The sequence below is a fragment of the Mucilaginibacter sp. SG564 genome, from assembly GCF_013149275.1.
In the GTDB taxonomy this organism is placed as follows: domain Bacteria; phylum Bacteroidota; class Bacteroidia; order Sphingobacteriales; family Sphingobacteriaceae; genus Mucilaginibacter.
Map to the genome: position 1 here is coordinate 397362 of NZ_JABGNA010000001.1, position 21194 is coordinate 418555.

The window sequence follows — 21194 nt, forward strand, 5'->3', positions numbered from 1 at the left end:
AGAGCTGCAATAACATTAATATATCTACCTAATGAATGTACTTACAAAAACTTTAAGCACGCTGGTATTGCTGGGTTTAACTACCAGTAGATTATACGCACAGGATAATACATTAACTGAAAACTTTGAAAACCCCGGTCATCACTATCAAAAAACAGGTCGGGGGGAATGTCGTATCTCCAATGGGGTATTAACCACCAAAGATGCCTACCTGAGTTTTGGCGATGCCAATTGGAAAAATTATGAGATCAGTTTCAGAGCGAGGGTACCCGATACGGTAAAACATGTCCAGATATGTGCAGGATTTCGGGCCGGTAACCGCGACGACTGGTATATACTCATGCTCAAAGGAGGAATTCAGCAGGATATCTACCTCGCCCGGTTGGGTTATATGGGTAGTGATGACTTCCTGGCCCTGCGCCGATTGGATTTTCACCCTGAACCGGGAAAATGGTATAATTTCAGAGTACAGGCATGCGGCAAACGTATCAGAGTGTTTTTAAACAACGAAAATTTGCCGCGTATTGATATTGCCGATTCATTAGCTTATTTATCGCCACAAGGGCAGGTAACCTTAGGTGGCAGTTGGATTACCAATGAGTTTGATGATCTGGTGATTAAACCATTAGGGGAAGATCAGTTAAAAAATACGCGTATAGAGGAATATTCAGTAGCCGTAAAAAACAAAGAGGTATTACGTCGGCAACAGCGCAGTACTTATAAACCGATTTCTGTTGAACAGATGAAAAGTGGTCGTACGGTTGTTTCTCTTAATGGTCAATGGCTGTTTTCGCCGGGGTATGAAGCAACAGAACAAACTAAAGCAGTAGACCCCGAAGAAAGTGATCGAAACTGGCATGTATTAACCGTTCCCAATTTTTGGAACCCCACCCGCGTTTGGCTTCACGGAGAAAAATATAATAATGACAGCAAAGGTGTGGCCGATAACTACTATCAAAAAGAAACTGCCCGTTGTGAGGCTTACACATTTGATTATAAAAAAACAAATGTAGGTTGGTACCGCCAATGGATCACTCTGCCAAACGATATCGATGCCAAAAATCTGCAGCTTTCATTTGATGCGGTATCTAAAGTAGCCGAGGTATATATCAATGGACATAAGTCCGGAAGCCACATTGGTATGTTTGGCAATTTTGAATTAGATGGTACGGGTTTATTTAAACCGGGGAAAAACCTGGTGGCAGTAAAAGTAATCAGGGATTATGTAAAGGACATTAAAGATGCAGATAAAGTAATGGACGTCGCAGTTACCGTACCTGTTACCCAAAAAATGATGAAGGATCTGGCACATGGGTTTTTTGGCGATGACCCCGCCGGTATCTGGCAACCTGTATCGTTGATCATTAGCGATCCGATGCGGATACAGGATGTGTTTATTAAACCCAATCTTAGTGGTGCTGATATGGACATCACGGTGAAAAATTACACCGATAAGGCGGTGCCGTTTTCAGTTGCCGCTGATATACATGGTGTGCCGCTTAAAGATGCATTATATAACCATACCATACTTGATCAGCAGCAACTTCAACCAGGCGAGGAACGGACTTTTACCGCAACCATAAAGGGGCTACAACCCAGAATCTGGTCGCCAGAACATCCTGACCTGTATGATTTTAATTTTAAGCTTACAACGGCCGATGGTCATGAAACTGATTCGAAGGTTATCCGGTCCGGCTTCCGCGTGTTTAAGGCCGAAGGTGATTACTTATACCTGAACGGCAAGCGCTATTGGTTGCGGGGTGCTAATCAAACACCACTAGGATTAGCCCCCAATGACACTTTGTTGGCAGATACCTTTACCAAACTCATGAATAAAGGCAATATGCTGGTTACCCGTACGCATACTGTACCCGGTACTGAAACCTGGATGGATGCCTTTGATAAAAATGGTATTGGTGTAAGTTATGAGGGTACTTGGTCGTGGCTGTTTCTGAGTAGCAGTATGCCTTCACAAAATCTTATCGATCTGTGGAAACAGGAATTTTATGATCTGTTAAAAAAATATCGCAACCATCCTTCCTTATGGATCTGGACGGTAAATAATGAAATGAAGTTTTATGATAACGACCCCGACACGGAGCGCGCCAAAGTAAAAATGAAGATCATCTCTGATGTGGTAAAACATATGCGGCAGATTGACCCTACACGCCCAATAGTATTTGACTCTAATTACCATCGCAATACCAAACGTTTTGGTGACGATTTTTATAAAGATATTGATGACGGTGATATCGATGATCAACACGCCTATCTCAACTGGTACGACTATTCTATATTCGATTATTTTAAAGGCGAGTGGCAACAAAAGTACAAAAACAGCGGCCGTCCGCTTATCAGCCAGGAAATGTCGACCGGTTATACGGATGAAACCGGTCATGCCACGCGTTTTTATAACTATGTTCACCAAAACCCGGAGTCGCTGGCTGGCAAATTTACTTATGAATATAGCGATCCTGCTTATTTCATGAAACCGCAGGCCTTTATTACCAAAGAACTGGCTGAAGCTTTACGCCGTAGCGATGACCGTTCTGCCGGGATATTGCATTTCGCCTTGATCACCTGGTTTACCAATGTTTATCAGCATGATCATATCAAGCCGTTCCCGGTATTTTACGATATGCAAAAGGCCTTGCAGCCTGTGCTGGTATCTGCTGAGCTTTGGGGACGGCACTTTTACGCTGGTACAAAATTGCCTGTACGCTTTTGTGTTATAAACGACCAGGAGGATGGTTCTGTATTGCCCGCATCAACACTGCAATGGAAGCTTATGGGTGACAAGGATGCTGTATTAGCGAGTGGAAATATAGCTGTGCTACAGGTTGATCATTATAGCCGTCACTGGATAGAGCCGCAGATCGATATTCCAGATAAACTGCCTCAGCAAAAACAAAATGCCCAACTACAACTGCAATTAATAGTCAATGATAAAACTGTTTCAGTAAACAGTTATGAAGTTTTGTTGGCGGCGAAACCCAGTCTGCAGGCTCGTAAACTGGCAGATAAAAAAATAGTTGTATTTGATGCCTTTAGCAACATAACTACTGTGTTGAAATATTTAGGCATTCAGTATACGGCTTTACCCACGTTGGCAGATGTGCTGAAACAAAAGGCGGATGTATACTTACTCTCCGGACTTGACTCGCTGAGCACCACAACGTCTGATATTGAACAGATCAGGCAGTTGGTTCATAACGGACGGAAGGTTTTGCTGTCTGGTTCGGGTAGTGTGGCGCACATTTTATATCCGGAATATATCAGGAGTTTGCTTAAAGAGAAAGGCGAGATCACCAATATAGATATTCCCGAGTCTTCCATATTTGATGGCATTGAACCTTTGGAAATACGTTATCTGAATAATAACCAGCCCGAAAGTCCGTCGGTGATATCAGGTGCTTATCGGATTAATCGTGATGCGCATGTGGAGGCACTGGCATCATTCATCAAAATACACGGTTATCTCTCGGGTAATGTTAATGAAAGAATGCGTGCGCTTGATAAGATCAAAGGATTTCCGATTGTTAAAATCAACGACGGCAAGGGAGCAGTGCTATTGTCCGAGATAAGACTTGATAAGGCGATTACCGATCCTGTTGCAGGTAGGCTGTTGATCAATATGCTGCTTGATTTAACCAGGTAAACACATTGGGGCATCTAAATCTCAAAATAAATAATATTGAAATTTATTATATCATATATCTTATTAAGATTTTTTTAAGTATTGATTAATGTTTTAAAAGAAATTAGCAGTTATAACCAATTATTATGCTGTCTGTGATGATACCTTGACAGCGTGTGCTAACCTTAATTAATAGTGTTTGTTCTACTTCCCGTCGTGAAGATGGTGGTTTATGTACGTGATTGGTAGTGGCCTCCGGTCTTAAGATCGTGTTGCGCTTTACCGATAGGAATAATCTTTTGCATTTACTAACCAATAAATACAAACCAAATGAGAAAAATGAACATTTTATGCCTGGCGGCCATCATGGGGCTGTCCGTTAGCTGTACTAAAAAAAACGCGCCCGCCGATGCGCTTAATGCTGCAAAATCGGGTAAACTGAACACTCAAGGATCGCCTCCGGGCGACGTAGTAGGTAAACTGGTGGTAGGCTATCAGGGCTGGTTTTCGGCTACCGGAGATGGATCGCCTAATAACCATTGGGTGCACTGGGCTGGTAATGCCGGAGGAGCGGCACCATCACCCGGGCACCAAACCTTTGAGCTTTGGCCCGACATGCGCGAATATACCAACTCCTATCAAACAGGATATGCCAACCTGGGCAACGGGCAGCCAGCCAAGCTGTTTTCGCCATGGGATGTGCAAACGGTAAATACACACTTTTCGTGGATGCAGCAATATGGTATTGATTGTGCCGCCCTGCAGCGCTTTGGCAAAGGCAACGCACAGTTGGATGGTATTGCCACCCGGGTAATGAATGCAGCTCAAACCTATGGTCGCAAATTTTATGTGATGTATGATATCTCTGGCTGGACTAACTTCCAGTCCGAAATAAAAACCGATTGGACAAATGATATTGTAGGTACGCTCCATCTTACCTCGTCATCTGCCTATGCCATGCAAAATGGCAAGCCGGTGATTTGTATTTGGGGTTTTGGCGTATCCGGGCGGCCAGGCGACGTGAATTCTTATACCGATGTGATCAACTACTTTAAAAATCTGGGTTGCTATGTTATTATTGGGGGGCCGCGCAATTGGCGATCACAAACTGCTAATCTGCCTGCCTTTAATCTGGCCAATATGATTATGCCCTGGGCTACCGGTACTTTTGGGGATGTTGCCGGGGCTGATTCCTATGTGCCTACATTAAGTGCTGATTTTGCCTATTGTAACACAAACGGTATAGACTATCAGGCAGAAGTATTCCCTGGTTTTTCATGGTCAAACTGGAACGGCGGTGCGCAAAACCAGATCCCTCGCCAGCATGGCGACTTGATGTGGGAGCAATTTGCCAACGTTCGCAATCAAGGTATAGGCAATGTATATGTAGGTATGTTTGATGAGTACGATGAAGCTACAGCCATCGCCAAAGCTGCTGAGGATGCATCGATGATACCAACCAACCAATATTTTTTAACGCTTGATGCCGATGGTGTACATGTATCGTCCGATTATTATCTGCGGCTTACCAATGATGGGGGCAAGATGATCAAGGGCCAGATACCACTTACTTTTACACATCCTACACCTTTTGTTGTAGGCGGTACAACAACCACTGTATTTATTGATCATTGCGATACTGCTACTGGTTGGACATCCAGTAACACACTTTCGGTGAACACTACAGACAAGAAGGAGGGAACTGGCGCTTTACAGTCGGTTGGTAGCGGAACAGATGAGTTTAGGAAAAGCTTCACTGCGGTCAACACGGGCGCAACGGCAGCTAATGGGTCTATCCAGTTCTGGTATTATGTATCTGATGCCAGTCAATTTGGCACCAACAACCAGATAGAATTGGGCAGCGGTGGCGCGGCAGATGTAAATGAATACAGTTGGAACATCGGTACACTGGTAAACGGCTGGAATCTGATCACCAAATCATTTAATACGGCTACTGTAACAGGAGGAACGCCTAATTTGGCAGCTATCAACTGGTTTCGCATTTATCATGTAAAAACAGCCAGTATTACTACCCATGTCGATGCTGTAACAGTTATACACTAATAGTTTATTAACATAAAAATCTAATTCAGGAAGAACCGGAAACGGTTCTTCCTGTTTATGGTATCCATTCAATAATGAAAAAAATAACACTTACTCTTTTAGTTGTAATTGGCTATCTGTGCATGAGCTGTGCAAAAAAAGAATTGACTTTATCGCATAAGCAGAGTACATCAATAATGAAAAATGTAGCCATTAATGTGGTGCCAGGCAATGGTTCTCTTGGCGACACTAATATTAAATATTTTGGCCGTTGGGATTTTAGCAGCACCACACAGTATATAAGTTATTGGGGGGGAGCCTACATCAAGGTGAATTTTACCGGTACTACCGTGAAGTTTAAAGTAGGTAATACCACCAACTACTATGCCCGGATTGATAATGGTCCATGGGTAAGCTATATTGGTGCCAGCGGAACTATTGATTTAACATCCACACCATTAGCGGCTGGGACCCATACGCTCAGCGTGGCACAAGGTAAAGATTACAGTTACGTCTTCAACTTTCAAGGTTTGATATTGGATGACGGGGCGGTTACCAATGCACCATCAACTGGTACCGATCTGATAGAATATATTGGTGATTCCATTACAGCAGGATATACCGACCCGCAGGCTAACGTATCTGACTACGCCTGGGTTTGTGCCGAAGCCCTGGGTACCGAACATACGCAGATAGCCTATCCTGGTATTGCTTTAGTAAATGGGTTTGGCTTAAATGCTGATAAAACAGGCATGGATTTACAGTATTTTAAAGCACGTTCACTGGCAAATGCAAATTCGCCTGCATGGGATTTCGGCACATACACACCGAAGATAATCGTAATTAACCTGGGGCAGAATGATAATAGCACGAGTGTGCCAGACGATACATTCCAGGCTGATTATATATCGTTTTTGGCCAATGTACGTGCAAAATTCCCCAATGCCGAAATATTTGTGATGCGTACACTTGCGGGCGTTAAAGTGGCCCCAACTTTGGCCGCCGTGAACGCAAGGGTAGCTACAGGCGATACCAGGCTGCATTATATTGATACTAACGGTTGGTTAACTCCCAATAGTGCCGACTATACCGGAAACTCGGGCGTGCACCCCAGTGTAGACGGTCATATTAAGGTAGCCAATTTGTTAAAACCCATTTTAGCGCCATATTTAACAGGCGGTACACCGCCCGTTTCGGTATACCTTGACCATTGCGATGCCATCAGTGGATGGGCATCTGGAAACACTTTGAGTTTAAATACCTCGGATAAAAAAGAGGGGAGTGGCGCACTACAGGCAGTTGGAAGCAGCATACTTGATTTTCAAAAAGTATTTACGCCGATAAATACCGGTGCTGCAATAACTAATGGATCTATCAGATTTTGGTATTATGTGTCTGATGCCAGTTTGCTTGGTTCCAATAATCAGGTAGAGTTAGGCAGTGGTGGCAATAACGATGTTAACGAATATAATTGGGATATTGGTCCGCTAAACAATGGATGGAATCTGATCACTAAAACTTTCGCCAGCGCAGGTACAACAGGCGGTACGCCAAATCTGAATGCTATTAACTGGCTCCGTATCTATCATGCCAAAACAGGTAGCGTTATTACCAGGATAGATGCTATACAAATATTGCATTAATACTTTATCGAAAACAGGTATTAAAAGGTGTTTTATTACCTGATAAGCCTTCATATTAAGGGAATATTAACTTTTTTTTAATTAGCTGAAGGTTATTTGCTCATGAAACGAGTGGCCAGATCATTTGGCTCCAATACAATTAACCTGTAATAACAAACAAGCTGGATGAGCTAAGCTCAAGTGATACAATATGAAAATAAACAGAACAACGCTAGTTGGGCTATTCCTAACTTTTTATCTTTTTTTTCCTTTGACCGGTAAGGCACAAAATCCAATTATAAGGAACATTTATACAGCCGATCCGTCTGCGCATGTTTGGAGCGACGGAAGACTATATGTTTATCCATCTCATGATGTCGACCCTCCAAGAGGATGCGACCTGATGGATAAATACCATGTGTTTTCGACAGATGATATGGTACACTGGAAAGATCATGGTGAAATACTTAGCGCAAGTGATGTCTCTTGGGGGCGAAAGGAGGGTGGTTTTATGTGGGCGCCGGATTGTGCCTATAAAAACGATAAGTATTATTTTTATTTTCCGCATCCCAGTGGAACCGATTGGAATAAAACCTGGAAAGTTGGCATTGCTACCAGTTCAAAGCCTGCTGAGGGTTTTGTTTCGCAAGGATACCTTGATCTGGGTGATGATAGCCGCTCTATGATCGATCCATGTGTATTTGTTGATGACGATGGGCAAGCTTATTTTTATTACGGCGGAGGCGGTAGATGTGTCGGCACGAAATTAAAAAGCAATATGACGGAAATAGCTGAGCCGTTAAAGACAATGGATGGATTAAAGGATTTTCATGAAGCTACCTGGATATTCAAGAGAAATAAAATCTATTATCTGACTTATGCGGATAATCACACGATAAATGGCAAAGGAGCCAACAGACTGAATTACGCGACAAGCAAAAGCCCTTTAGGACCCTGGGTTTATGGAGGCGTCTATCTTGACCCAACGGGTTGCGACACCAGTCATGGTTCTGTAGTGGAGTATAAAGGCCAATGGTATGCTTTTTATCACAATAGCGTTATCTCCGGTCGTGGGAATCTCAGGTCGGTTTGTGTTGATAAGTTGTATTTTAACAAAGATGGATCAATCCAAAAAGTAATTCAAACGGGCATGTTAAGCCAATAATTGTATTTTTTATTTCCGGGCGAATTGTGGCTTATGTTTCGTCATGATCTTCACTATTTCAACGTTGCCTGTACAATTTCTTTATAGATAGTGTAAAAGCCCGATATTGTTTAACACAGTATCAGGCTTTTCTTTTACGCCTCAGAGTAGTTTAATCTACTTTATTTCTTAGGATTTAATTAAATGCTAAGCATTGGTGTAGTTGAGCAAAGATCTGTTGAACGCTTAATATTGTTATGTAACAAATCTTCTACATAAATTATATTTTATCTATAGATTTTGTAGTATTTAAATTAATTTCTATGTTTGTCGCGTCAAATTAAAAACATAAGTAATGTTAACGTCTTCAAACAGACCACTGGTACATACTTCAAAAATGATGATGAGCTACCATAAGGCAATGCTGGTCATGTGTTGTTGTTGCTGGTAATTACTTTTTCAACTAATACTTTTTTCCTGATAAAAAACACTTAAATGTGCTTTTAAGGTCAAGTTGCCTTGAGTGCATAACTATGCAAAAAAATCTCCAGATGAAGTTATAAAACAACAGAAAAACCGGCAAGGAAGCCTCGCCGGTTCATTTTTCCGGAAAAGATCAGCTACGTAACGCCAATCACTTACTGACCCTTCCGCTAAGTTTCACCTAATAATTAAATTATTAATAAAACCTGTTAAATATATGGAAATATATATCCATGCTAAATCATTTTATAAAAAGCTCTTTAAGTTACTTCTACTCTTCTTTATCCCCGTTTTATCGTTTGCGCAAACAGAACAGCAACCCACCATCAATTCTCATTTAAACGGTACTGTAGTTGACGCTATTACCCGTGAACCATTACCCGGTGCGGCAGTATTGATACTGGGTACAACACATTCGGTAGCGACAGATAGGGATGGTAAATTCTCTTTTGTAACCGGACAGAAATTTCCGTACACACTTATAATTACTTATATAGGATATGATAAGCAAGAAGTTACAGCAAATGGCAGCCCGGTTACTATACTTTTAAAGCAATCTGTGCGTGCATTAAATGATGTGGTTGTGGTGGGATATGGAACTCAAAGCCGCAAATCATTAACAGGTTCAGTATCCACTGTTAGTGCCGATGAGGTACGTAACAAACCAGTAGCCAGTTTTGATCAGCAATTACAAGGTAAGGCGGCAGGTGTACAGGTATCTGCCGGCACCGGGATTCCCGGTGATGGTTTGTTTTTCCGAATCAGAGGGAGTACATCTATCAATGCCGGTAATGATCCTTTGTATGTTATTGACGGTGTTTTTATCAATAATCAATCGCTACAAAAGATTACTACCCAGGGCCAGGCTAATAATCCGTTGTCAGACATTAACCCTGCTGATATCGAAAGCATCAGTATATTGAAAGATGCCGATGCTACTGCAATCTATGGCGCACGTGCGGCTAACGGCGTGGTACTGATCACTACCAAACGGGGTAAATACAACACTGCTCCAAAGGTGAGCTTCAATACCTATTTTGGATTTGCTAAAGCCCCTAAACTGTGGGACCTTGTAACTGGTCCGGAACATGCGGAACTGGTAAACGAACTTTACCGCAATACCGAGGCTGATGCTATTGCCACGGGTAATACATCGGCAGCTACTACTTATAAATACCAACCTTTTAGGGCACTAACAGATAACCCTGGCGCTTCGCCTGCTCCGCGTGGATTACCACAGGATCAACCTACTTATGATCGTTTGCATGATGTGTTCCGGACTGGTTTTTTGCAAAATTATGACGCCTCGATCTCCGGTGGTAACGACAAAACACGATATTATGTAGGCGGTGGTTATAACAGCCAACAGGCCGACTTGAAAACCAACGATTTTAATCGCGGGAGTTTTAAGTTCAATCTTGATCAAAAAATAAGCAATGTTTTTAGTATCGGCACCAGTACTTTATTATCACAAACTTATCGTACTAACGCCCGTGTAGGTGATGGGCCTCAGGGAGGAATTTTACAGGCTGCCTTGCATACACCAACCTATTTGCCAAAAGTAAATGCAGATGGCAGTCCGGCTAAATGGGCAGGTTTTGACAACCTGGATGTGCTGATCAATAATACTAACATGCACTCCAAAAGTGATCGTTTGATCAGTAATATCTATGCAGATGCCAATATTACACCCGACCTGAAATTCCGCACCAGTTGGAGCGTGGATTATAACACTTACAACGAATATCAATACTGGAACAGCCTGACCAACCTGGGGGCGGCTAATCATAACTTGGGTACATCAAGTATCAGTACCAATTCTATCTGGACAAATGAACAAACGCTTACCTATAATAAAGTTTTCGCCAACAAACATGCTTTCAGCGCGCTGATTGGTAATACGCTGCAAGGCAGTGTGAATTCCCAAACCTTTGCGCAAGGAACAAACTTCCCTAATGATTCTTTCCAGCAGATCGCTTCTGCTGCTACTACAACAGCCTCATCAACAGAAAATAAATACAACCTCTCGTCCTTTTTCTCCAGGATTACCTACAACTACGCCGGTAAATATTTTATAGAAGGTAATTTCCGTGCAGATGCGTCTTCCAAATTCGGTGCAGATCATCGCTGGGGATATTTCCCGTCGGCAGGTGTTGCCTGGCAGGCAAAGGAAGAGGATTTTCTGAAGAATGTCAATTTCCTTAGTAACCTGAAAATACGTGGTAGTATCGGTTTAACCGGTAACCAGAATGGTATCAGCAATTTTGCATCACGCGGCTTATGGCAGGCAGGCTCCAACTATCAGGACAACCCCGGTACGGTACCTTACCAGTTAGCCAATCCCGATCTGAAATGGGAGAGTACCCGTCAGATCAATGTTGGAGTGGATGCAGGCTTTTTTAATAATCGTTTAAGCCTGGAATTTAATGTATATGATAAATATACTACCGGCTTATTATTAAACCTGCCACTGCCTCAAAGCTCGGGCTTTGCTACCATAACCAAAAATGCGGGGGAGATGAGCAATAAAGGTTTTGAACTGGCTATTAACAGCGTCAATATCAAGAACCAGGGATTTACCTGGCAAACCAGTTTCAATATCTCGCACAATGCCAACAAGATTGAAAAGCTACCTATTCCTATCGATGCTTCGTACGCGGCTATACGGATGCAACAGGGGCAGTCCATGAACTCTTTTTATGTATATAAGCAATTGTATGTTGATCCGCAAACAGGTAATGCTATTTATCAGCATGCTGATGGTACCAGCGGCCCAACCGTAACTGCTGCTGACAAAGTGTTTGATGGTAGCGGCTTACCTAAGTTCTTTGGCGGTATCAACAATACTTTTACTTATAAAGGATTTGACCTGAGCATCTTCTTCAATTTTGAAACCGGTAACAAGGTATATAATAACAACGCTTACTTTCTGGAGGGCGGAGGTACACGTGACGACCGTCGGGCTATGGATACTTACCAGCTTAAACGCTGGCAAAAGCCGGGTGATATTACCGATGTGCCTCGCTTAACTGCCCTGGGCTCTAATTATACTTTAAGTCCGGTGAGCCGTTTTATCGAGGATGGATCATTCCTGAGATTGAGCAATGTAAACCTGGGTTATACCTTACCTAAAACTGTTGCCGAACGGATCAAAGCCGCATCGGTGCGCATTTATTTTAGCGGGTCGAACCTGTGGCTGTTAACACACTACAAAGGCCCTGACCCGGAGATCAATGTAACGGCCGATCCTAACGTGCAGGGGTACGATCTGGGTACACCGCCAATTCCGCGTACACTCCAAGTTGGCGCTAATATCACCTTTTAATGAATTAATGAATAAGACATGAAACGAATACTTTATATACTCCCCATTTTGCTGATATTTTCATCCTGCAAAAAGTTCCTGGATGTGCAGCCACAGCAACAGGTGGATGAATCGCTGGCCATAACTGATGCCGGTAGCGCTGGTACTGCGGTTAATGGCATGTACAACAGCTTGGGGACCGATAACTATTATGGTTCTAACTTTCCGGCTATATCTTACTTGTATGGCAGTGATGTGGTATGGACGGGTTCACAAGCGGCGCCACAGGAAATATCGGCGCATAAAACCACCGCTTTTAACAGCTATATTGGTAATGCCTGGGGCGCCATCTACAAAACTATTTTATCAGCCAACTATATTTTAGAAGCAGTTCCAAAGGTTACTGATCCGCTGTTTACCACGGCTACCAAAAATCAATACCTTGGCGAAGCATATGCGGTTAGGGCATTATCGTACTTTGACCTGGCGCGTGGCTGGGGCGGTGTACAATTGATATTAACGCCAACGCATACACCGTCAGATCATACCGGGATTAAACGCAGTAGTTTGGCTGATACCTATGCCCAGATTTTAAAAGACCTTAATGCAGCCGAAGGGTTATTGCCGGCTACTACCAACCGCAACCGCTTTACACAGAAAACCGTCTGGGCTTTAAAGGCCAGATTTTATCTGTACAATAAACAATGGGATCTGGCTGAGCAATACGCTACCAAGATCATTAGTGATAATGCCAATTACAATTTATTGAAACCATACAGCGCGTTTTTTGCCAATAATGCTGTCGCTACATCGGAGTCAGTTTTTGAGATCGCTTATAGTACCTCCTTCAAAAATGGCCATAGCGTATGGTTTTTGCCACCGGCATTGGGCGGCCGCAGGGAATGGGCGCCATCAAGCACATTGGTTTCTTTATTGAATGATCCAACTATAGGCGGCGGACGCAGCGCTTTGATAGCACAAACTGCGCCTCCGGGTAACTTATGGTATGGTAAGTTATATTATCGCAATCCTTTGGGAACAGACCCGGCCTATATTATTCGTGTGGCCGAGGTTTACCTGATCAGAGCAGAAGCCCGTGCACAACAAGGAAATCTTTCTGGTGCTTTACAGGATCTGAATGCCGTTCGTGATCGCTCTGGAGTGGCTGCTACTACTGCAATTACTCAAGCTGATATCCTGTTGGCTATTGAAGCGGAAAGGAGAGTAGAATTTCCATTCGAGACCGATCGTTGGTTTAACATGGTGCGTACCAATCGTGTGGCTGCAGTATTGGGTATTACCGATCAAACCAAATACCTGTTCCCGATACCGGCAAGCGAATTATTGGCCGATCCCGATCTGACACCTAACCCTGGATATTAATCATCAAAACATTATTATAATGAAAAAGATCATCAATTTATTCTTAGCCCTGGCATTTTTTAACGCAGCTAGTGTATTAGCACAAAACAAAACCAACCCTGTTGGTCCCGAAAAAGGCTCGTTGGTTATTGTAGGTGGAGGTAATGTTGGTCCGGAGATCTGGACCAGGTTTGTGGAGCTGGCCGGTGGGGCCAATGCAAATATCATTTACGTGCCTACCGCGGGTGATGACTCCACCGTAGTAAAGAACGATAAAACTGTTAAAAAACTTCAGGAGCTCGGTGTTAAAAATGTAACCACGCTGCATACCCGCGATCCGAAAGTGGCCAATACCGAAAAGTTTGTAGAATCCATTCGCCAGGCCACTGGTGTTTGGTTTGAGGGCGGTCGTCAATGGAAAATCGCGGATGCATATCTGGGAACATTGACCCAAAAAGAATTTAAAGCTTTATTGGATCGTGGTGGTGTTATCGGCGGTACCTCAGCAGGGGCCACCATACAGGGTTCGTACCTATTCAGGGGCGATACCAAGGGGAACACAATATTAGTGGGTGATCATACCCAAGGCCTGGATTTTATCCATAATGTAGCTATCGACCAGCATATCCTGAAACGCAACCGCCAGTTTGATCTGTTGAGTTTTATCAAAAGCCGCCCCGATCTGCTGGGTATTGGTATTGACGAAAGTACAGCCATCGTGGTGCATCAAAATACTTTTGAAGTGATTGGCGTATCCTATGTCGGAATCTATGATGCCCGCAACTTTGCCGGGGCGGTAAAAAATCCATCCAGTGATTCGGGCAACAACGGACCTTTCTACTATCTCAAAAAAGGGGAAAAATTCGACCTGCTAAACCGCAAGGCCATATTGCCCTCACCAGCATCAACTAAAACAGCAAACAATCAATAATAACAGGACATAATAGCCGGATGACTGAGTGGCTAAGTGAGGGTCTGCAAAACTCTTAACGGCAGTTCGAACCTGCCTCCGGCGTCTACAAAACTACCAAAGCAAATTATAACCATGAATGCACTAAAAGGGGGCTTACCTCAAACAGACTGGAAAGGATATGAGAAATGGGCTTTTCGCATCTTTTCAATTTACTTCCTGTTACAAGCTGTTCCGCTCGACTGGAAGTACTATCGTAATCTATTCTCCATCAATTGGCTGCACCTGCGTTTTAGTGATATATTTTATATCAGCCGGTATACGCCGCAAATATTCGGGAATGGTACAACAACTGGCTGGGGGCTTAACTCTTATGCTGATTGGTTGATGATATTGCTTATTGCCATTATTGGTGCGGTTATATGGAATTACCGCGATAGAAATGTAAAAAACTATGACCGCCTTTATTATTGGGTGCGAGTTATTGTACGTTATCGCCTGGCTATAGGGATCATTGCCTATGGTTTTATTAAGTTTTTTCCACTGCAATCGCCATATCCTTCTATCAGCAACCTGAATACCCATTATGGCGAATTTAGTCGCTGGAAGTTATTTTCGTTAAGCTTGGGTATTGTACCCAATTATGAATCATTCCTGGGTTTGGTTGAGTTGCTGGCAGGCGGGCTGCTATTGTTCCGCAAAACATCAACTATTGGTGCCCTGATAGTAGTAGTGTTTACGGGTAACGTGTTTATGTCAAACCTTGCTTATGAAGGGGGAGAGGCTGTTTATAGCCTTTACCTGATCACGTTGGGACTATTCCTGCTGGCTTTTGATATAATCAGATTGTTTGTGCTGATAGGTTTAGAAAAGAAGGTAAAGGCAAATCATTTTAAATTGGAATTATCAGTCAATTGGAAACGCAACCGGTTAGTAATCAAAACAGCATTCATTTTCTTTTTTGTGTTCTTATACGGCTATAAAACCTGGTCTGCTTATCATCAGTCGGTTTACCAGTATCCGCAAACAGCGGGTTTAAAAGATGCTGCCGGTTTGTATGATGTAAGCGAGTTTAGAGTAAACAGTAAAGTATTAGCTTATTCGGCAACAGATACCAGCCGCTGGAAGAATGTGGTATTTGAAAAATGGGCAACAATCAGTATCGGTACCAATAAACAGGTGAAAATTGATTCGGCTGTTACAGAGGAAGTTAATGATAAAGATGCCGACCGCAGATATGAAGAAGCGGGTTCCATCGGAAGGCAATACTATAGTTATCAGATTGATGCAGCCAAACAGCAGCTTGTTCTGCAGAATAAAAACCACAATTATCCTAATGATAAGCTGGTATTGAACTATACCAGGCCTGATACCTCAAGTCTGGTATTAACAGGCGTCGACGGACGCGATACAATTTATGCAGTACTTCATAAGATCAATAAAAAATATCTTTTGCAGGAAGCCGCAAGTGGCCGCAACCGGGCAATTAAACTTTAATGACCACCATTTAAAGAATTTATCATGTCAGTAGAAATTCAATCAAACGATATCAATATTTCAGAAGTATCCGGGCGGTATCAGACAGCATCTGCAACTATCTCGGCACAGACAGTAAAGAAAGTATGGAAGCCATATCAAAAAGTGCTATTCCGTATTGCCTTTGTGTTTTTTGTGCTCATGAGTATCCCTATGACGAGCGAATGGTATAAGAACCTGATCGGGATCAACTGGTTTCATTTGCATTACCGGGATCTGTATGATATTGCCCGTTTCCAACCTTCATTGGTGCGTTTCCAAACACCGGCCTATAATTTGATGGGCTATGCCGATTGGTTGGCTGTATTAGCTATAGGTATTGTTGGCGGTTTGATATGGACAGCTATTGATCGTGGTAAAACCAAAAACTATGAAACTTTGTATTATTGGCTGCGGGTAATTGTACGTTACCGGGCAGGTATTGGCATTATTGGTTTTGGCTTTACCAAATTATTCCCGGTGCAGCTACCTTATCCTTCGCTGGGTATATTGAATACCAATTTTGGCGATTTGACGGCGCAAAAAATATATTGGCTGTCTATCGGCATTGTACCTTGGTACCAGGTATTCGCCGGCGTGGTTGAAGTATTGGCCGGTGCTTTATTATTTTTCAGAAAAACCACTTTGCTGGGCGCTATATTGCTTTTCGGTGCTTTAGGCGATATTACCTTTGTGAACTTTTCTTATGATGGAGGCGTACATGTTTATGCTTCGTATTTTGTACTGTTTGCGACATTCTTAATTATTTACGATGTACCGAAGCTATATAATCTGCTGATATTAGAACGAGACACAATACCAACAAATTTTTACCCGGTCATCTCTCAAAAGTGGTTGAAATATACCCGCGTAGTTTTAAAGGTAGCCACCATCTGGATATTCCTGGTTGTGTTGTTTTATATCCAGTACATCAACTTCAGATATGACCCTTACAAACAACCCGCAACAACAGGGGTAAAAGAATTAAGAGGTAATTATGAGGTAAGTACATTTAAGATCAATAATCAGGAGATATCTTATTCACCACTGGATTCTGTACGATGGAGTGAAGCTACGTTTGAAAACTGGTCTACACTCACATTTAAAGTCAATAGGCCTGTGCCTCTTGATCTTTCGAATGGAGGCGGTTCACCCATGCGAGATATTAACCGGACATTTGAACTTACGGGTGTAGCCGGTGGTCAGCGGGTGTTTTATTATGAGGCTGATACTGTAAATCACGTGCTTTACCTACAGGATAAATATGTAGCATCAAACCGGGGGAAAAAGGGAAAGGGAAAATGGGATAAAGCCAGTGCAAAAGGGAAAAAAGGTAAAGGCGATAAAAAAGACTGGATACCTAAGGAAGCCCGGGTAAACATTCGCGATGAAAATACAGCTATTGATAAAATTGCTCTCTCCAACCGTCGTACCCTGGGCATTGCAGAAGAATTAAAAGACAAACGTAAGCGAAATCACATGATATTGAGCTACACTACTACCGATGGCAGTCATGTTATTTTAAAAGGCATCAATGAATGTAAGGATTCCATTTATGTAGTGCTTGATAAAGTGAACAGGCCTTATGCTTTAAAAGATAGTAAATTGCAGGCAGGCAAATATTAAACCTGTCAATTAATTAGCACCAAATTAACTTATAATAATTTTATGTCATCCACCAAAAAAATAACCTTACACGAAGACTGGACGGTAGTAATCCTTGGCTCGCTGATCATCCTGCTTAGTATCGGCGGCCTTACTCTAACTGTGCCCAAATTTGGCTGGGCCACTACCGATCAGCTATTTAGTGATGTGCTCAAGCCCGCAAATCTGGGTGCTGTCGGCGTTCAATTCCTGTTTGTTTTTGTGATCGCCGCTGTCGGTGCTTTAATTATGGGCAAATCGCTCAAAAACTTCCTGATCATGTTTCCTTTGGTTTACGTGCTTACCATTATTGCACTAATTATAGCGGGTAATAAACAGATCAAATATTATGGACTGGAAGCTGTGATATTCAGCCTGGTGATCGGATTGCTCATTGGCAATCTCTTCAAGCTGCCCGATTGGTTTAAATCGGCTTTGTCAACCGAGCTTTACGTCAAAATAGGTTTGGTTTTGTTGGGTACCAGCGTTATCTTTTCAGATATATTAAAAGCTGGTTCATTAGGGCTTATTCAAGCCTTATTGGTGGTAACTTCAGTTTGGTATTTCGCTTTCTGGGTTTGTAAAAAGCTTAAGGTCGACGATGAAATAGCCATGATGATATCCAGCGCGGTATCTATTTGCGGTGTATCCGCGGCTATTGCCACGGCCGGAGCTATCAAAGGTGATTCCAAAAAGCTATCGTATGTAATATCTATGGTACTTATTACGGCGGTACCTATGATGATATTTATGCCGATGATCGCCCATTATTTTCATTTTAAGGATGAAGTAACCGGTGCATGGCTGGGCGGTAGTATTGATACCACGGGGGCCGTTGTAGCATCAGGATCATTAGTGGGCGAAGTAGCTTTGAAGATAAGTACCATCGTTAAATTCTCACAAAATGTGCTTTTAGGTTTGGCTGCTTTTGCTATCTCCATCTACTGGACATATACCAAACATCCTGCTGGTACTGATCCGGATAAAAAGCCTACGCTAAAAGTGATCTGGGAGCGTTTCCCCAAGTTTGTTTTGGGCTTTATTAGCGCATCACTATTATTCTCCTTCTTTATTTCGCCGGAAACCGGCGCCCATGTAAAAGACAGCTTAAAAAACTTACAAGGTCTATGGTTTGCGCTTGCGTTTACCAGCATTGGCCTGGAAACCAACTTTAAAGAACTGTTTGATCAAAATAGTAAAAAGCCTTTGTACGCTTTTTTGATAGCACAAACCTTTAATATATTTATTACGCTGGCTATCGCCTTTATCTTATTCTGATGTCAATGAATTATGCCAAAGCGGTTTAATATTGGTAATACATTTTTGGCAATTGCCCTGGGCTTGTGTGTTATTGTCATACTTGGGGCATACAATAATAAACTGGCGACTGTAAACGTCTCCGGTTTTGGGGCTGATACTACACAATGGCCCACCAGCTTTGGCTTTGGTAAACCAGCTACCCAGCAGCAAATAATGGCTTGGGATATTGATGTGAGGTCAGATGGATTGGGCCTGCCTCCGGGATCAGGTACTGTAGTTCAAGGCAGAGTGATTTATAATACTAAGTGTATGGCCTGTCATGGATCGCTAGAAAAAGCTTTACCACCAGACGCGAAGTTACCTGCGCCTGTTTTGGTAAGTGATAGCACTTCAAAGGTAAAGGCCATAGGAAATTATTGGCCCTACGCTAGTACTGTATTTGATTATATCCGCCGGGCTATGCCTTACAATTTACCAGGCTCGTTGACAGATAATGAGGTATATAGTGTAACCGCATATTTGCTCAACGCCAATAAAATTATTAAGGCTGATGCCATGCTTGATGCTAAAAGCCTGCCGCAGATAGTAATGCCAGCTCAGCAATTGTTTATTAATGACGACCGTCATGGCGGCCCCGAAGTACGTTGATATGGAAAGTCAGGACAACAAAGCGAAAGAAGATCAACCATTTACCCATAAAAAGATAAGTCGGCGCTTACTATTGGGCGGGGCCGCAACCACGGCCATTGTAGCTATGCAGTCCTCATTGGGTAAGTGGATACAGGTATCGGCCCAGCAACCATTATTAAAAATTGATGACCCTACTAAACGAATAGGGCCCGGGCCAAGTGTGGCAGGCAAACGCTCACCATTTGAGCATCCGGTGCGTATAAAGTCTGATACATCATCACGTACACCTTTGCAGGATCTGTACAGTTCGTTAACCCCATCCGATCTGCATTATGAACGTCATCACGCGGGTGTGCCACTTATCGATCCGGAAAAACATGAATTGTTGATACATGGCATGGTCGATAACCCCATGGTTTTTAAGCTGACCGATCTGAAACGTTTCCCTTCTGTAACGCGTACCTGTTTTCTGGAGTGTTCAGGTAATTTTCGGTCGGGTAAAGAAACGATGAACCCACAGGAGATCTGTGGTCTTACAAGTCAGAGTGAGTGGACAGGGTTAATGCTTTCCACTTTGTTTCGCGAGGCAGGCGTGCAGCCCAAAGCCACCTGGTTTTTAGCTGAAGGCTCGGATGCAGCAGTGATGACTCGCAGCATCCCCGTAAAAAAGGGTTTTGATGACGCTATGATTGTTTATGCACAAAATGGTGAGGCTATACGACCGGAGCAAGGTTATCCCATGCGTTTATTATTGCCAGGATGGGAGGGGAATACCTGCATCAAGTGGTTACGCAGATTGGAACTGTCTGACGCTCCCTTCATGACCCGGGAAGAAACCTCAAAATATACTTACCCGGTAAAAGACCGTATACGCCAGTTTAGTTTCGAGATGGATGCACGCTCCATCATTACTTATCCGGCATACCCCAATCAATTGGAACGTGGGTGGGTAGAGATACGCGGTATAGCCTGGTCGGGCAGGGGTAAGGTGGTTCAGGTTGAGGTAAGTACCGATGCTGGTAAAACCTGGAATGCCGCCCGGCTGCAGGAACCGGTATTGGATAAAGCCCACACATATTTTCGTTATTTATGGCAATGGAAAGGCGATGAAACAGAGATCATGAGCCGGGCAATTGACGAAACTAATTATACTCAACCAACACTTCAACAGCTAATTGATGCCAGGGGATCCCAGATCAATGGGTATCATATGAACCCAATAACCGCCTGGCAGATCAAACGTGATGGCCGGGTATTGTTTAAGTACATAAATTAAAAATTTCCAGCTCTAAATTTCATACCCTCATGACCTGCATTTTGCAATAGGCAAATTGATAACAACACATCTATGCGTGTACACCTGCCTTGGTATTTTATACCGGGCAGGTTTTGTTTTAAAGAGCCTGGTTAATAAGCATCCCCATTTTGGGGGATGTATCCCTAATTGTGGTGATACCGATGCCCCTGAATTGGTGGCAGTAGGGATAGGGATAATGAGCCACCTTTGTGATGTAATAATTAACAAAAGTTACCCTTATAAGAACGAGCTTGGAGTAACTAAATATGAACATAAAAATGATCAGGCTGGCCAGCAAGAATTTTTATATCAAGCAGAAAAAAAAATAATTTGAAAAACCATT

The 21194-nt window shown here is 42.9% G+C and carries 13 protein-coding genes and 1 tRNA gene; all 14 read left to right on the forward strand.

Annotated features, from left to right (window positions below):
• Positions 1-31: 31 nt before the first annotated feature.
• The 14 genes from FHW89_RS01400 to FHW89_RS01465 all read left to right on the forward strand — a co-directional run bounded on the left by FHW89_RS01400 (position 32) and on the right by FHW89_RS01465 (position 21185).
• Entirely contained in the window at positions 32-3658 is a 3627-nt protein-coding gene (locus FHW89_RS01400; protein ID WP_172333221.1) for a glycoside hydrolase family 2 protein, read from the forward strand.
• Positions 3659-3967: 309 nt separating this feature from the next.
• The gene (locus FHW89_RS01405) at positions 3968-5701 is read left to right on the forward strand and encodes a glycoside hydrolase family 71/99-like protein (RefSeq protein ID WP_216650441.1); all 1734 of its coding nucleotides are present in this window, start codon (positions 3968-3970) and stop codon (positions 5699-5701) included.
• 176 nt (positions 5702-5877) lie between these two features.
• Positions 5878-7323 (forward strand): SGNH/GDSL hydrolase family protein, encoded by a 1446-nt coding sequence (locus tag FHW89_RS01410; protein WP_172333222.1) that lies wholly within the window; start codon positions 5878-5880, stop codon positions 7321-7323.
• A gap of 190 nt (positions 7324-7513) precedes the next feature.
• A complete protein-coding gene (locus FHW89_RS01415; protein ID WP_172333223.1) occupies positions 7514-8467 on the forward strand; it encodes a family 43 glycosylhydrolase in 954 nt (317 codons plus the stop codon).
• A 679-nt stretch (positions 8468-9146) separates the two neighbouring features.
• Complete coding sequence (locus tag FHW89_RS01420) at positions 9147-12254, forward strand: TonB-dependent receptor (protein ID WP_172333224.1); 3108 nt, start codon at positions 9147-9149, stop codon at positions 12252-12254.
• A gap of 18 nt (positions 12255-12272) precedes the next feature.
• Positions 12273-13616, forward strand: coding sequence for a RagB/SusD family nutrient uptake outer membrane protein (locus tag FHW89_RS01425; RefSeq protein WP_172333225.1), 1344 nt, complete (start codon positions 12273-12275; stop codon positions 13614-13616).
• 19 nt (positions 13617-13635) lie between these two features.
• Positions 13636-14526: a cyanophycinase gene (locus tag FHW89_RS01430; protein WP_172333226.1), complete on the forward strand. Its 891-nt coding sequence runs from the start codon at positions 13636-13638 to the stop codon at positions 14524-14526.
• A gap of 14 nt (positions 14527-14540) precedes the next feature.
• Positions 14541-14611: transfer RNA gene (locus tag FHW89_RS01435), tRNA-Cys, on the forward strand.
• Positions 14612-14640: 29 nt separating this feature from the next.
• A complete protein-coding gene (locus FHW89_RS01440) occupies positions 14641-16002 on the forward strand; it encodes a DoxX family protein (RefSeq protein ID WP_172333227.1) in 1362 nt (453 codons plus the stop codon).
• Positions 16003-16026: 24 nt separating this feature from the next.
• Entirely contained in the window at positions 16027-17646 is a 1620-nt protein-coding gene (locus FHW89_RS01445; protein ID WP_216650442.1) for a hypothetical protein, read from the forward strand.
• A gap of 42 nt (positions 17647-17688) precedes the next feature.
• Complete coding sequence (locus FHW89_RS01450; RefSeq protein WP_172333228.1) at positions 17689-18942, forward strand: YeiH family protein; 1254 nt, start codon at positions 17689-17691, stop codon at positions 18940-18942.
• 12 nt (positions 18943-18954) lie between these two features.
• Positions 18955-19572: a c-type cytochrome gene (locus FHW89_RS01455; RefSeq protein WP_172333229.1), complete on the forward strand. Its 618-nt coding sequence runs from the start codon at positions 18955-18957 to the stop codon at positions 19570-19572.
• Entirely contained in the window at positions 19550-20830 is a 1281-nt protein-coding gene (gene soxC, locus FHW89_RS01460) for a sulfite dehydrogenase (RefSeq protein WP_253952133.1), read from the forward strand. The genes FHW89_RS01455 and soxC overlap by 23 nt, the downstream gene beginning before the upstream one ends.
• A 76-nt stretch (positions 20831-20906) precedes the next feature.
• Positions 20907-21185, forward strand: a complete 279-nt coding sequence (locus FHW89_RS01465) for a hypothetical protein (RefSeq protein WP_172333230.1) — start codon at positions 20907-20909, stop codon at positions 21183-21185.
• Positions 21186-21194: the final 9 nt, after the last annotated feature.

Bases quoted from the DNA above. Each gene is read 5' to 3' on its own strand.
- soxC (WP_253952133.1), top strand. From the start codon at position 19,550: ATGGCGGCCCCGAAGTACGTTGATATGGAAAGTCAGGACAACAAAGCG.
- FHW89_RS01410 (WP_172333222.1), top strand. From the start codon at position 5,878: ATGAAAAATGTAGCCATTAATGTGGTGCCAGGCAATGGTTCTCTTGGC.
- FHW89_RS01455 (WP_172333229.1), top strand. From the start codon at position 18,955: ATGCCAAAGCGGTTTAATATTGGTAATACATTTTTGGCAATTGCCCTG.
- FHW89_RS01400 (WP_172333221.1), top strand. From the start codon at position 32: ATGAATGTACTTACAAAAACTTTAAGCACGCTGGTATTGCTGGGTTTA.
- FHW89_RS01420 (WP_172333224.1), top strand. From the start codon at position 9,147: ATGGAAATATATATCCATGCTAAATCATTTTATAAAAAGCTCTTTAAG.
- FHW89_RS01430 (WP_172333226.1), top strand. From the start codon at position 13,636: ATGAAAAAGATCATCAATTTATTCTTAGCCCTGGCATTTTTTAACGCA.
- FHW89_RS01405 (WP_216650441.1), top strand. From the start codon at position 3,968: ATGAGAAAAATGAACATTTTATGCCTGGCGGCCATCATGGGGCTGTCC.
- FHW89_RS01445 (WP_216650442.1), top strand. From the start codon at position 16,027: ATGTCAGTAGAAATTCAATCAAACGATATCAATATTTCAGAAGTATCC.
- FHW89_RS01415 (WP_172333223.1), top strand. From the start codon at position 7,514: ATGAAAATAAACAGAACAACGCTAGTTGGGCTATTCCTAACTTTTTAT.
- FHW89_RS01450 (WP_172333228.1), top strand. From the start codon at position 17,689: ATGTCATCCACCAAAAAAATAACCTTACACGAAGACTGGACGGTAGTA.
- FHW89_RS01425 (WP_172333225.1), top strand. From the start codon at position 12,273: ATGAAACGAATACTTTATATACTCCCCATTTTGCTGATATTTTCATCC.
- FHW89_RS01440 (WP_172333227.1), top strand. From the start codon at position 14,641: ATGAATGCACTAAAAGGGGGCTTACCTCAAACAGACTGGAAAGGATAT.